We start from the raw sequence: 12,970 nt of genomic DNA, 5'->3' as shown, positions 1-12,970 counted from the left end.
TGGGAATGCGCCGCTGACCGGGCGGGAACCGGAATTGCGCACGCGGATGCCGCAACAGCGAGGTTCTATCCCGCCTCCGGAGTGCGGCCGACGGTCAATCGGAATGCCGCTGTGGCGCGGCCACACGGCCAGCAGCTGGCCGGTCTTGCGACTCGTCGCTCTCGGCGGCGTTGTTCGCGACTGTGCTCGAAGAGGAAGCGTTCGGCCCCGGCAATGTCGTCGCGCGGCTGCGCTGGGGCGCCTTGCCCGCAGCGACCATCTGTTGGTGGATCACTCGTTCAACCGGGGATGCTGCGATGGCTTTGGCGGCGCGCTTCGCTTCGTGTCTTGCAAGTTGCGCTGTCTGGTCCTGGATCCTCTGTTGCGCTTCCTGGTATTGGCTTCTCACACGCTCGAGTTCGCCGCTCACTTCGATGCGCTCGCTCTCTGCGACCGCTACGCGTTGGTGCAGGCTTGCAGCGTCCGAGCGGGCGGTGTCCCGCTCTGCCTCGGATTGCTCGCGCAATTGGCGTTGCGCTTCCAATTCTTGTTGCATTGCTTGCAGCTGCGATTCGAGCTCGGCAATTCGCGCTTGATTGTCTGCCAGTGGCGGAATATTCGCCGGCGCATCGGGGATGTACCCCCGCGGTTGCTGAGCATTCTGGTCCAACGCCTGCAGTACTTGGGCCTTCCGTTGCAGATCTTGCGGTCGATGATCCAGCAGCGTCTTCAATGGCGCCGGCTGATTCTCCGGCAGGTTGTCCGCTCCGATCTGCGATACGCCGAGAGGGAGGGTGCGGACCCAGTTCGGTTTGTGTTTGAGCTTCTTGACGATGACATGCCTGCCGAGCGTCCGTTCATCGGTCTGGTGCCGTTCGTGCGCGGTACCGAGCCAGTGCAGGTCGCTGGGCAGCGCAGGCAAATATGCGATCCGACGACTCCGCAGATCTTCCCCCGATCGTCAGCTTGATTTGCGTGCCGCGGAACAGCCGGCCCAGCAAAGGGATGCTGGCCAGCGCGTTCAGCAGCTTCTGGCCGAGCGTCGGCTGGCGGTCGAGCAACCGCTGCCGGATCTCGGGCAGCGGACTATTGGCATGCAGATGGACGAAGCTCGCCTCCAGGCGATGGCCGCCGCGCCCCGGCTTCAGTCCGATCAATATCCTTGCGCGCGCCTTCAGCACCGGGCTGAGATCGGACATTGCATGCCATTCGTTGCCTTGCCTGTATTCCCTCCAGTTGGCAATGAGATGGCATTCCAGGTTTTTTCCGTCTTTCGCCAGAACGATATTCATGCCGAGCTGCGACACGCTTTCCAGGCGAAGCTCTCCGCCAACCGCGTCGCGGTTGACCGTTTCCCGGAGGGCGCTTTCCACGGCGTCCCAGAAGTCCGGGCTGGAAACGAGGCCGGCGACCTCGTAGTGCGCAAGCTCGATCACGCGCCGATCCTCGGGGCCGGTAAATGCGCCCGCCAGCTTGTTGGCGATCGCCTCCAGAATGGTCGCACCCTCCCCTGTTATCGCTGCGGCTGACCAGATCGCGGAAATCGAGGGCCTTTCCGTCGATTTCGAGCTTGACGTGTTCCGTCAGAAAAAGTCGTTCAGCGTTCTCAATGAAGGCGGGTAGGGCTTGCGGGGTCAGCGGTGGGACACTGATTTGTCCTTCGAACAAGGTTTTGGCCGCATAGCTTTGTCGAGCCGACATCGAACTCAAATAGGAGACGGTCATGGTGTTCGCCTGTGACGGGGAGATTTTCATGGCCGGGGCCGGCATCGCCGAGTGCCTGCCCCAGATTCTTCGCGGTCGTGGCGGTGGTGGCTGTCGCGACAAAATTCCACTGTCCGCGCCCGCGCCACAACCAACGACGGGTCACATGCTGCTACTGAATTGGTGTCTCAACTGTCGGTCGTTTACGGCCGTTTCCGATTTGCGACTTATTCGTATCGAATTTGCTGCGAAGTCAGACAGCGATGTTGCCCAGCGCGGCGTCCAGGTGCGTCAGCGTGGCGCCGCAGGGCGCGGCGACCTTCATGGTGAGGAGGGGATCGGCGCGGGTGCGGCCGAGATTGATCGCGACGACCGGCTTGCCGGCCTGCGCGGCGGCGACGCAGAAGCGGTATCCGGAAAAGACCATCAGCGAGGAGCCCGCGACCAGCAGCGCGTCGGCGCGCTGCAATGCCTCGTGGACCGCGGACACGCGGTCGCGCGGTACCGAATCGCCGAAGAACACCACGTCGGGTTTGATGATGCCGGCGCAGCGGCGGCAATGCGGCACGGTGAAGCCGTCCAGGTCGTCGGGCTCGAGATGCGCGTCGCCATCGGCCGACGGCACGGCCGACAAGCCCACGATGGCCGGGTTGGCCGCTTCGAGTTCGTGCTGGATGTCGGCGCGGGGGTGACGTTCGCCGCAGGACAGGCAGACGACCGAACTCAGGCTGCCATGGAGCTCGATCACGCCGGTGCTGCCCGCCGCTTGGTGCAGGCCGTCGACGTTCTGCGTGACCAGCGCTTCCACGTGCCCGGCCTGTTGCAGGCGGGCCAGCGCGCGGTGGGCGTCGTTGGGCAAGGCGCGCGACATGATCGGCCAGCCCACCATGCTGCGCGCCCAATAGCGCTGGCGGCGCGCGTGCGATTCGAGAAATTCGCGATGCTGGATCGGCGTGCTCGCACGCCAGTTGCCATCGGCATCGCGATAGCCGGGGATGCCCGAATCGGTGCTGATGCCGGCGCCGGTAAGCACCAGCAGGCGCGGGTGCCGGCGTACGAAGCCGATCAGCGCGTCGTCGTCGCCATGCGGCGGACCGTCGACCGCGATTGGCGCGGCAGCGCCCGGCATCGCCGCGGTGATCATGGCCGTCACGGCGAGGGCGCCTCCTCGGGATGCCGCGCCAGCCAGGCGCGCAGTTCCTGCCGGTAGCGCTCCATTTCCTCGTAATAGAAATCGAAGATGCAGGGGCTGCAGCCGCTGCCGCAACAGGCGTCGTCGTCGGGCCGGTTGGGCGGCAGCGGGCGGGGATCGTCGTGAGAGTGAGGGGGAGGGGGGCGGACACAGCGGCGGACAAGGTAGCGGACAGCGTGAACCGGTCAAAATCGATAGCAACGGCCAGTATACGCTTGCCGCCTGGGCCACGCCCGGGCTCATCCGGGCCGGGAGGGGAGTGCCGAAAGCCTCCCGGCTGGCCGCCGTCAGTCCAGCTTGATGCCCGCCTGCTTGACCACCGCGGCCCAGCGGGTTTTCTCGGCCGCGAAGAAGCGGTTGGTCTCGGCGGGCGTCATCGTCACCACCTCGGCGCCCTGGCCGGCCAGCTGCGCGCGCACTTCGGGCGAACGGATGATGCGCACCAGCTCGGCGTTCAGGCGCGTCACCGCGGCGTCCGGCATCTTGGCCGGCGCCATCACGCCCTGCCAGGTGCCCGATTCGAAGTTGGCCACACCCTGTTCGGCGATGGTCGGCAGATTGCCCACCAGCGGCATGCGGGTGCGCTTGGACACCGCGATCGCCTTCAGCTTGCCGCTCTGCACATGCGGCAGCGTGGCCAGCATGCCGTTCATCAGCACCTGCGCGGTGCCGCCCACGGTATCGGCAATTGCCTGCGCGCCGCCCTTGTACGGCACGTATTGCCATTTGGCGCCGGTGGCCTGCTGCACGGCCACGCCGGCCAGGTGCGGGGCGCTGCCGATCGCGGTGACGGCGAAATTCAGCTCGCCACGCTTGGACATCTCGACCAGGTCCTTCAGCGAATTGGCCTGCACCGACGGGTTGACCACCAGCATGTGCGGGGAGTAGGCCAGCATGCCGACACCCTTCAGGTCCTTGGCCGGATCGAAGGTCAGCTTGGTGTAGACGGACGGGCTGATTGCCAGCGCGCCGACATCGCACAGCAGCAGCGTGTGGTTGTCGCCGCCGGATTGCGCGACGAAGGCGGCGCCGACGTTGCCGTTGGCGCCCGGACGGTTGTCGACCACCACGGGTTGGCCCAGCGCCTCGCCCAGCTGCTTGCTGATCAGGCGGGCGATGATGTCCGACGAGCCGCCGGCGGGATAGGGCACCACCAGCCGGATCGGCCGGTTCGGCCAGGCATCGGCGGCGAGGGCGGGGGCCGCCAGCGGGGCGGCGGCAGCGGCGAGGGCGGCGGTGGAGGCCAGTCTGAGGAAGCGGCGGCGTGCGTGCATGATGTCTCCGGAACGGGTTATTTGTCAGTCGTCATACAACAATGGTCGCCATCATAAGAGCCGAAATACCCGGCCGTCTAGCGGGAAACTAGGGAAATTTTGCCGGATTCAGGGAAATCCCGGGGGTGGCGGCGTCAGTGTCGGTTATATGTCGTCGGACAATACTGCGGGGCTTCAGCCGGATGACGTCCAAAGGAAAAGGGCTGGCACGGCTCATCGCCGCGCCAGCCCTTGTCAGGTCTGCCTCGATCGTATGTCGTCCCGGCTCAGGCGATCCGCTGCTTCGCCTTCTGCGCGTACTGCCAGCCCATCTCGGCCATCGGCCGCGCCCGCCGGCCGGCGTCGACCGCCTGCGCCGACGATGCCGTGCCGTCGACCACGCGCTTGGCGATGCCCTGCAGGATGCCGGCGATGCGGAACATGCTGAAGGCCAGGTAGAAGTTCCAGTCGCCGGTGATCTGGCGCCCGGTGCGCTGCTCGTACATGCGGCGATAGGTGGCCTCATCGGGGATGCCAAGGGCCGCGTAGTCGAGCCCGGCGATGCCGCGGAACTGGCCCGGCGCGATATGCCAGCTCATGCAGTGGTAGCCGAAGTCGGCCATCGGATGGCCGAGCGTCGACAGCTCCCAGTCCAGCACCGCCAGCACGCGCGGCTCGGTGGGGTGGAACATCAGGTTGTCGAGCCGGTAGTCGCCATGGACGATGCTGGTCAGGTCCTGGTCTTCCTCCGGGATATGGTGCGGCAGCCAGTCCATCAGCGCGTCCATCGCGTCGATCTTCTCGGTCTCGGACAGCTTGTACTGCTTGGTCCAGCGCTCGATCTGGCGCGCGAAGTAATTGCCCGGCTTGCCGTAGTCGCCCAGCCCGATGGCCTGGTAGTCGACGGTGTGCATCGCGGCGATGACGCGGTTCATCTCGTCGTAGATCGCGGCGCGTTCGCTGGGGCTCATGCCCGGCAGCGACTGGTCCCACAGCACGCGGCCGTTGACGTACTCCATGATGTAGAAGGCGCGGCCGATCACGGCCTCGTCCTCGCACAGCGCGTACATGCGCGCGACCGGCACGTCGGTGTTCGCCAGCGCCGCCATCACGCGGTACTCGCGCTCGATCGCGTGCGCCGACGGCAGCAGCTTCGACTTCGGTCCCGGCTTGGCGCGCATCACGTAGGTGCGGCCCGGCGTGATCAGCTTGAAGGTGGGATTGGACTGGCCGCCCTTGAACTGCTCGACCGTCAGCGGCCCGGCGAAATCCTCGACATGGTCGCGCAGCCAGGCTTCGAGCGCGGCGGTATCGAAGCGCTGCTGGTCGGCGACCGGGCGCGTGCCCTCGAACTGGGAAAGATTGCTGCTCATGCTGTCTCCGGTATCTTTTTTATCGGGATCGGTGCGGGTGGACCGCGGTCGGCCGCGCCGGGCCAGGGGCTTCAACGATAGGTCGGCTTGCGCTTCTCCAGGAAGGCGCTGATGCCTTCGCCGCCGTCGTCGTGATGCAGCGCGGCGACGAAGTTCTCGCGCTCCAGCGCCAGATGCGCGTTCAGCGACAGCGTGCCGGCCTGGTTGATCAGCCCCTTGATGCGGCCCATCGCGTGCGAGGACTGCGCGGCCAGCGACTGGCCCAGGCGCAGCGCTTCGCTGAGTGCCTCGCCCGGCTCGGTCACGCGGTTGACCAGGCCGAACTGCGCGAGCCGCTGCGCGTCGACGGTCTTGCCTTCGATCAGCAGCTCGGAGGCCAGCTGGCGCGGCAGCGCGCGTGCCAGCTCATACGAGCCGCCGCCGTCGGGCGTCAGGCCGACCTTCACGTAGGCCATCACGAACTTGGCATTGCTGGCCGCCACCACGAAGTCGCAGGCCAGCACCACCGAGAAGCCGGCTCCGGCCGCCGCGCCCTCGACGGCCGCGATGATCGGCTTCGGAAAGGCATGCAGGCTTTCGATCCAGGCATGCAGCATCGTGATGCTGTCGGCCTGCACCTGCGGCGGCTGCGCGCGATTGCCCAGCAGCCGGTTCAGGTTGCCGCCGGCGCAGAACATGCCGTCGGCGCCGGTCAGCACCACCGAGCGGATGCCGCTGTCCTGCTCGGCCGCCTGCAGCGCTTCCTTGGTCGCGAGGTAGATCTCGGGGCCGAGCGCATTGCGCATTTCCGGATTGGAGATGGTCAGCACCAGCGTCGCATCGACGCGTTCGGACAGCAGTTGGGCAGGCATGGCGGCTCGGTGGCGTGATGGTAGGGAAGGGAGAACCCGGAAGCGTCAGGCTTCTTCGGTCAGCAGCGACAGGCCCAGGCTGGCACGGCGCCACAGCCACGGGCTCGGGCGATAGCGCATGTCGCCGGTCAGCCGCTCCATATTGCGCAGCACCTCCAGCACCAGCTGCGGGCCGATCGCATCGCCCAGCGCCAGCGGGCCCTTTGGATAGCCCAGGCCCAGGTTGACGGCGAGGTCGATGTCCGACGGCGTCGCGATGCGCTGCTGCGCGATATCGGAGGCGATATTGACGATGCACGAGACGATGCGCTGGGCGATGAAGCCGGCCGAATCGCGGATCACCGTGACCGGCACGCCGTCGCTGGCGAACAGGCCGTGGGCGGCATCGCGCATGGCCGCGCTGGTGGCGGGCGTCGTCATCAGCGTGCGGCGCTTGGTGGCCTCGAACGGCAGCAGCGTATCGATGGCGACCACGCGGCTGGCGTCCAGGCCCTGCTGCAGCGCGCAGGTGGTGGCATCCAGTCCCAGCGGCGTGACGACGATCAGCGCATCGGCCGACGGGGCGTTGCCGCCCTCGGGCGTGACGCCCATCGCGGTCAGCAGCTTCACCACCATCGCATGGCCACGCTCGCTGTCGCGGCTGACCCAGACGCTGGCCGGGCGCGCGTCCGGCGCCGGCGCGGCGGCGGGCAGCTGCTTCTGGCCATCGGCGTAGCGGTAGAAGCCGGCGCCGGTCTTGCGGCCCAGCAGCCCGCCGACCTGGCGGATCGCCGTGATCGGCGAGGGGCGGTAGCGCGGCTCCTGGTAGAACTGGTTGTAGATCGACTCCATCACCGGGTGCGAGACGTCGAGCCCGGTCAGGTCCATCAGTTCGAACGGGCCCATGCGGAAGCCGGCCTGCTCGCGCATGATCGCGTCGATGTCGGCGAACTCGGCCACGCCTTCCTGCGCGGCCTTCAGCCCTTCGATGTTCATGCCGCGGCCGGCATGGTTGACGATGAAGCCCGGCATGTCCTTGCAGCGCACCGGCGTATGGCCCATGCGGCGCGACAGCGCCATCAGCGCATCGCCGACCGCCGGATCGCCGGACAGGCCGTCGATCACCTCGACTACCTTCATCAGCGGCACCGGGTTGAAGAAGTGATAGCCGACGACGCGGCCCGGATGCTTTGCGCCGACCGCGATCGCGGTGATCGACAGCGACGAGGTGTTCGACGCGATCACCGCGTCCGCACGCACGATTGCTTCCAGTTTGGCGACCAGCTCGCGCTTGACCTCGAGCCGCTCGACGATGGCCTCGAGCACCATGTCGCAATCGCCCATTTCCTCGAGCGCACCGCACGGCTGCACGCGCGACAGCGTCGCGGCGGCATCGTCGCTGCTGATCTTGCCCTTGTCGGCGAGCTTGTTCAGCGTGTCCTGCAGATACTGGCGGGCGGCCGCGACGGCCTGGGGGTTGGTGTCGAACAGGCGGACGGTCAGGCCGGCCTGCGCCGCGATCTGGGCAATGCCCCGGCCCATCGCGCCGGTGCCCACGATGCCGAGGGTGTCGATAGTCAAAGTGCTCATCGTGCTTCCAAAAAGTTGTGGTTAAATTAGCACGCTCGTGCGGTTTTTGCACTCGTTGCGTGAACACTGCCGCGCCGGCGCGTGCGCTGATCGGCCAAAAAAGCCGGGGCGCGGCCACCGATCCCGTCCGGGAGAACGCAGCACAACAAAGGAGACATACCCATGCTGAAGCTCTGCGGCTTTGCCGCCAGCAACTACTACAACAAGGTCAAGCTGGCGCTGCTGGAAAAGAATGTGCCGTTCGAGGAGGTGCTGGCCTGGATCGGCGAGACCGACCTGAACGCCTCGCCGCTGGGCAAGGTGCCGTACATCGTTGCCGACGGCGGCACGCTGTGCGAATCGGAGGTGATCGCCGAATATCTGGAGGCCGCCTATCCGCAGAATCCGCTGCTGCCGGCCGATCCGCTGGCGGCCGGCAAGGTGCGCGAACTGGTCACCTACATGGAACTGTATCTGGAACTGACCGCGCGGGAGCTCTATCCCGAGGCGTTTTTCGGGGGCAAGGTCAGCGATGGGGTCAAGGAGCGCCAGCACAAGCTGCTGACACGCTACATTCCCGCCTTCGCCAGGCTGGCGAAATTCTCGCCGTATGTGGCCGGCGACAGCTTCACGCTGGCGGACTGCGCCGCGGTGGTGCACCTGCCGCTGGTGTCGGCTTGCACCAAGATCATCTACGGCAGCGACATGCTGGCCGACCTGCCGGTCAAGGACTATCTGAAGCGGATGAGCGAGCGGCCGACGGTGCAGAAGGTCAACGCGGACCGCAAGACCAACACCGAGCTGATGCTGAGCCGGAACAAGCCGTAACAGGGCGATCGCGGTCTGGAACCACCCCCCTCTCCCCAACCCTCTCCCCCTGAGGGGGGAGAGGGAGAACCCCGCCGGGCCGGGCATTCGTTGCCGGTCCTTCGTAGCGCGCCGGTGTTCATAACCCTCGGTGTACTCCCTCTCCCGCTTGCGGGAGAGGGCCGGGGAGAGGGCCGGGGAGAGGGGCCGGGGAGAGGGGCAGCGGGCGGTCGCATTGCGCAACCGCCCGCTCCGCCTCACAGCTTGCGCAGCCGCTCCAGCGCGAGCGCCAGCGTCTCCTCCCGCTTGGCGAAGCAGAAGCGCACCACGCCCGATTCGCGCGGCTGCGAATAGAACGCCGACACCGGAATCGCCGCGACGCCGATCTCGCGCGTCAGCCACATCGCGAAATCCGCTTCGCTCATGTCCGAGATCGCCGAATAGTCGACGCACTGGAAATAGGTGCCGTCCGACGGCAGCAGCTTGAAGCGCGTATCGGCCAGTCCCGCACGGAAATAATCGCGCTTGGCCTGGTAGAAGGCCGGCAATTCGAGATAGGGCGCGGGGTCCGACATGTAGTCGGCCAGGCCGTGCTGCACCGGCGTGTTGACGGTGAACACATTGAACTGGTGGACCTTGCGGAATTCCGCCATCAGCGCGGCCGGCGCGGCGACATAGCCGACCTTCCAGCCGGTCACGTGATAGGTCTTGCCGAAGCTGGACACGACGAAGCTGCGCCGCGCCAGTTCCGGATGGCGCGCCACCGACTGATGCGCCTGGCCGTCGTAGACCATGTGCTCGTAGACCTCGTCCGACAGCAGCAGGATGTCCGTGCCCGCCAGCAGCGCGGCCAGCTGGCGCATATCGTCCTCGCGCCAGATCGTGCCGGTCGGGTTGTGCGGCGTGTTGATCAGGATCATCCGCGTGCGCGGCGTGATCGCGGCCGCGAGACGGTCGAACGGAATGCGGAAGTGCGGCGCGTCCAGCATCACCGGCACCGGCTTGCCGCCGGCCAGTTCGATCGCCGGCAGATAGCTGTCGTAGCACGGCTCCAGCACGATCACTTCGTCGCCCGGATGCACCGCGCACAGGATCGCGGTCAGCAGCGCCTGCGTGGCGCCCGCGGTCACCGTGATCTCGCTGTCGGCATCGTAGGCGCGGCCATAGAGCTTGCCGATCTTGGCGGCGATGGCCTGGCGCAGGCTCGGGACGCCGGCCATCGGCGGATACTGGTTCAGGCCGCCCTGCATCGCGCGCGTGACCGCGTCGACGATCTTCGGATCGCAATCGAAGTCCGGAAACCCCCTGGCCCAGATTGACCGCGTTCTTCTCGGCGGCGAGCGCCGACATCACGGTGAAGATGGTGGTGCCCACGTTGGGCAGGCGGGATGGGGGAGGGCTCAGCGGGGCGTCGGCGGACATGGCGTCAATCGTCAAATCGTCAAATCGTCAAATGGTCGAACGTCAATCGGATGGCGGGGAGGCGGGGGTGGCAGGCTGGCGATCGGAGGCGATTCTAGCGCGCCGGCCGCGCCGCCAGCCAGGGCGCGAAGGCCTGCGGCGTCAATACCGCGACGCCGCTGCTGCGGCGCAGCCGGCCCGCCAGCTTGAGCACCGCCTTGTCCTTCGACACCAGGCAATCGGCGCCGGCGAAGTGCGCCAGCTCGATGAACTTCTGGTCGTCGCCGTCGCGGCAGCGCGGCAGCCGGATCGCCTCGGCCTGCGTCGCGCAGGGCGGTGCGACCGCGGTGGTCAGCCGGTCCACGGTCGCCAGCGCCTCCTCGATATCGACCTCGAAGCGCGCGAACTGCGGATACGCCAGCACGCGGCGCAATTCCTCGCGGCAATCGGCGCGGATCAGCGGCGCGATGGCGCCGTCCCGCAGGGCCGTGCGGATCGGCTCGGCATGCGGATCGCGGAATACCAGCAGGTCGATCCAGACGTTGGAGTCCAGCACCACGCGGGGCGGGGAGGTGTCGTCGGGCGCTGTGTTCGGAAGCGCGGGCGCGGGATCGGGTGCGACGCTGGATCCTGTGGCGGACCCGGCGTTGGACCCGGCGTTGGACCCGGCGTTGGACCCGATAGCGGGTCCGGTAGAGGGGTTGAGCATTCGTTACAATCGGAACTTTGTTTCTGCCGCATTCTGCCATGTTGATCGTTCTGTCGCCCGCCAAGTCGCTGGACTACGAGACGCCGCCCCGCGTCCGGCCCCCGCTCAATGCCAGCCACCTGCCGCGGCTGATCCCCCGTTCGGCGCAGCTGATCGAACGCCTGCGCGCGCTGGCGCCGCAGGAAATCGGCACGCTGATGGACATCTCCGACAAGCTGGCGGTGCTGAACGCGAACCGCTACGCCGACTGGTCGCCCAAATTCACCGCGCGCAACAGCAAGCCGGCGGCGCTGGCCTTCAACGGCGATGTCTACGAAGGGCTCGACGCGCCGAGCCTGTCCGATGACGACCTGGCCTTCGCGCAGCGCCATGTGCGCATCCTGTCGGGGCTGTACGGCGTGCTGCGGCCGCTGGACTGGATGCAGCCGTACCGCCTGGAGATGGGCACGCGGCTGTCCAACGAGGCCGGCAAGGACCTGTACGCGTTCTGGGGCGACGACGTGACGCAGCTGCTGAACAAGGACCTCGCCGCGCTGAAGGGCGAGGGCACGCCGACGCTGGTCAATCTGGCCTCGGAGGAATACTTCAAGGTCGTCCGTCCCAAGGTGCTGGCCGCGCGCGTGATCACGCCGGTGTTCGAGGACTGGAAGGGCGGCCGCTACAAGATCATCTCGTTCCACGCCAAGCGCGCGCGCGGCACGATGGCGCGCTTCGCGGTGACCCGGCGCATCACCGATGCGGCCGGCCTGAAAAAGTTCGCCGAGGACGGCTACGCCTACGACGCGAAGGCGTCCGACGCGGCGCGCTGGGTGTTCCGCCGCCGGCTGGAAGACTGACGCCGCGCGCCCGGTGCGCGAGGCCGATGGCCACGCGCCGGGCCGGCCAACAACGCGGCCAACAACGCGGCCAATAACGCGGCCAATAACGCGGCCAACAACAAATTCGTCTTGCGAGGCTCAGACATGAAGACCGCAGCGCTGCATATCTCCAGCCGGTTCGATTCCGGCGCGATCGAAGTCGAGGCGCTGGACCGCGCCGACGATATCCGGCTGCGCATCCGCGCCGATTCGCATGCCGACTTCCGCCAGTGGTTCCATTTCGGGCTGCACGGCGCGGCCGGCCAGGCCTGCCGGCTGCAATTCCTGAACGCCGGCGATTGCACCTATCCGGACGGCTGGCGCGACTACCGGGCCGTGGCCTCGTACGACCGCGTGCAGTGGTTCCGCGTGCCGACGCGCTTCGACGGGCAGGTGATGACGGTCGAATTCACGCCGACGCATGACAGCGTCTGGTTCGCCTATTTCGAGCCGTATCCCGAGGAGCGCCACCTGGCGCTGCTGGGTACCTGCCAGCGTTCGCCGCGTGCGCGGCTGACGCATCTGGGCAGCACGGTCCAGGGCCGCGCCATGACGGCGGTGACGATCGGTGCGCCGGCAGACGGTGACAATGCCGGCCGCAAGACCATCTGGATGATCGCGCGCCAGCATCCCGGCGAAACCATGGCCGAATGGTTCGTCGAGGGCGTGCTGCAGCGGCTGACCGGCACCGGCATCTGGGCCGGCGACGGCGTGGCCGAGCGGCTGCTGCAGAAGGCCGTGTTCCATATCGTGCCGAACATGAATCCGGACGGCGCGGCGCTGGGCAATCTGCGCACCAACGCGGCCGGCGCGAACCTGAACCGCGAATGGATGGCGCCGAGCCTCGATACCAGCCCCGAGGTCTATCATGTGCGCCGCGCGATCGAGTCGACCGGCTGCGACCTGTTCTTCGACATTCACGGCGACGAGGGGCTGCCGTACAACTTCATCGCCGGCAGCGAGATGCTGCCCAGCTTCACCGAGTCCCAGCGCGTCGCGCAGGCGCGCTTCGTCGAGGCGTTCAAGCGCGCGACGCCGGACTTCCAGGACGTGCATGGCTATGCGGCGAGCAAGTACAACGCCGATGCGCTGAAGCTGGCCTCGAAGTACATCGGCCACGCGTTCGGCTGCCTGTCGCTGACGCTGGAGATGCCGTTCAAGGACAACGCCGACCTGCCGCAGCCCGAGGTGGGCTGGAACGGCGCCCGCAGCGCGCTGCTGGGCGCGGCGATGCTGCAGGCGATCCTCGCGCAGCTGGATTGAGCGGCGCCGCCGCGGGGATGCGGCGATTCAGGA

General features: G+C 67.2%; 12 protein-coding genes and 1 pseudogene. 3 read left to right on the top strand and 10 right to left on the bottom strand.

Annotated elements, in window-relative coordinates; translation table 11 throughout:
- Positions 1-94: 94 nt before the first annotated feature.
- The 8 genes from OJJOAM_RS03560 to OJJOAM_RS03525 all read right to left on the bottom strand — a co-directional run bounded on the left by OJJOAM_RS03560 (position 95) and on the right by OJJOAM_RS03525 (position 7,921).
- Complete coding sequence (locus tag OJJOAM_RS03560; protein ID WP_422648888.1) at positions 95-901, bottom strand: hypothetical protein; 807 nt, start codon at positions 899-901, stop codon at positions 95-97.
- Positions 837-1,415 carry a hypothetical protein gene (locus tag OJJOAM_RS03555; RefSeq protein WP_422648887.1) on the bottom strand — a complete coding sequence of 193 codons (579 nt, stop codon included), beginning with the start codon at positions 1,413-1,415 and terminating at the stop codon, positions 837-839. The genes OJJOAM_RS03560 and OJJOAM_RS03555 overlap by 65 nt, the downstream gene beginning before the upstream one ends.
- A 521-nt stretch (positions 1,416-1,936) precedes the next feature.
- Entirely contained in the window at positions 1,937-2,812 is an 876-nt protein-coding gene (locus OJJOAM_RS03550) for an NAD-dependent protein deacetylase (protein ID WP_422649483.1), read from the bottom strand.
- 20 nt (positions 2,813-2,832) lie between these two features.
- Complete coding sequence (locus OJJOAM_RS03545) at positions 2,833-2,982, bottom strand: oxidoreductase-like domain-containing protein (protein WP_149319435.1); 150 nt, start codon at positions 2,980-2,982, stop codon at positions 2,833-2,835.
- 180 nt (positions 2,983-3,162) lie between these two features.
- Positions 3,163-4,149, bottom strand: coding sequence for a Bug family tripartite tricarboxylate transporter substrate binding protein (locus tag OJJOAM_RS03540; RefSeq protein ID WP_422648886.1), 987 nt, complete (start codon positions 4,147-4,149; stop codon positions 3,163-3,165).
- A gap of 266 nt (positions 4,150-4,415) precedes the next feature.
- Positions 4,416-5,501: a phosphotransferase gene (locus OJJOAM_RS03535; protein ID WP_422648885.1), complete on the bottom strand. Its 1,086-nt coding sequence runs from the start codon at positions 5,499-5,501 to the stop codon at positions 4,416-4,418.
- A gap of 71 nt (positions 5,502-5,572) precedes the next feature.
- Positions 5,573-6,352 carry an oxepin-CoA hydrolase, alternative type gene (locus OJJOAM_RS03530; protein ID WP_422648884.1) on the bottom strand — a complete coding sequence of 260 codons (780 nt, stop codon included), beginning with the start codon at positions 6,350-6,352 and terminating at the stop codon, positions 5,573-5,575.
- 45 nt (positions 6,353-6,397) lie between these two features.
- Positions 6,398-7,921 (bottom strand): 3-hydroxyacyl-CoA dehydrogenase, encoded by a 1,524-nt coding sequence (locus OJJOAM_RS03525; RefSeq protein WP_422648883.1) that lies wholly within the window; start codon positions 7,919-7,921, stop codon positions 6,398-6,400.
- Between the two features lie 162 nt (positions 7,922-8,083).
- On the opposite strand from OJJOAM_RS03525, the gene OJJOAM_RS03520 reads away from it, so the two are divergent.
- A complete protein-coding gene (locus OJJOAM_RS03520; RefSeq protein ID WP_422648882.1) occupies positions 8,084-8,728 on the top strand; it encodes a glutathione S-transferase in 645 nt (214 codons plus the stop codon).
- Positions 8,729-8,964: 236 nt separating this feature from the next.
- Here OJJOAM_RS03520 and OJJOAM_RS03515 read toward each other — a convergent pair.
- A pseudogene (locus OJJOAM_RS03515) lies at positions 8,965-10,129 on the bottom strand (pyridoxal phosphate-dependent aminotransferase).
- A gap of 94 nt (positions 10,130-10,223) precedes the next feature.
- A complete protein-coding gene (locus OJJOAM_RS03510; protein WP_422648881.1) occupies positions 10,224-10,667 on the bottom strand; it encodes a putative toxin-antitoxin system toxin component, PIN family in 444 nt (147 codons plus the stop codon).
- A 188-nt stretch (positions 10,668-10,855) separates the two neighbouring features.
- Between OJJOAM_RS03510 and yaaA the strand changes: the two genes are divergently transcribed.
- The gene (yaaA, locus tag OJJOAM_RS03505) at positions 10,856-11,653 is read left to right on the top strand and encodes a peroxide stress protein YaaA (protein WP_422648880.1); all 798 of its coding nucleotides are present in this window, start codon (positions 10,856-10,858) and stop codon (positions 11,651-11,653) included.
- 126 nt (positions 11,654-11,779) lie between these two features.
- Positions 11,780-12,937, top strand: coding sequence for a M14 family metallopeptidase (locus OJJOAM_RS03500; RefSeq protein WP_422648879.1), 1,158 nt, complete (start codon positions 11,780-11,782; stop codon positions 12,935-12,937).
- The last annotated feature ends 33 nt before the right edge of the window (positions 12,938-12,970 follow it).

The sequence above is a fragment of the Cupriavidus sp. H18C1 genome, from assembly GCF_049311595.1.
In the GTDB taxonomy this organism is placed as follows: Bacteria; Pseudomonadota; Gammaproteobacteria; order Burkholderiales; family Burkholderiaceae; genus Cupriavidus; species Cupriavidus cauae.
Note: the sequence above shows the minus strand (reverse complement) of the source record. Positions and strands in the feature narration are given on the sequence as shown.

What these genes read in the sequence shown, in the direction of transcription:
- OJJOAM_RS03520 (WP_422648882.1), top strand. Translation starts at nt 8,084, where the DNA reads ATGCTGAAGCTCTGCGGCTTTGCCGCCAGCAACTACTACAACAAGGTC.
- yaaA (WP_422648880.1), top strand. Translation starts at nt 10,856, where the DNA reads ATGTTGATCGTTCTGTCGCCCGCCAAGTCGCTGGACTACGAGACGCCG.
- OJJOAM_RS03530 (WP_422648884.1), bottom strand. Translation starts at nt 6,352, where the DNA reads ATGCCTGCCCAACTGCTGTCCGAACGCGTCGATGCGACGCTGGTGCTG.
- OJJOAM_RS03535 (WP_422648885.1), bottom strand. Translation starts at nt 5,501, where the DNA reads ATGAGCAGCAATCTTTCCCAGTTCGAGGGCACGCGCCCGGTCGCCGAC.
- OJJOAM_RS03500 (WP_422648879.1), top strand. Translation starts at nt 11,780, where the DNA reads ATGAAGACCGCAGCGCTGCATATCTCCAGCCGGTTCGATTCCGGCGCG.
- OJJOAM_RS03540 (WP_422648886.1), bottom strand. Translation starts at nt 4,149, where the DNA reads ATGCACGCACGCCGCCGCTTCCTCAGACTGGCCTCCACCGCCGCCCTC.
- OJJOAM_RS03525 (WP_422648883.1), bottom strand. Translation starts at nt 7,921, where the DNA reads ATGAGCACTTTGACTATCGACACCCTCGGCATCGTGGGCACCGGCGCG.
- OJJOAM_RS03550 (WP_422649483.1), bottom strand. Translation starts at nt 2,812, where the DNA reads ATGCCGGGCGCTGCCGCGCCAATCGCGGTCGACGGTCCGCCGCATGGC.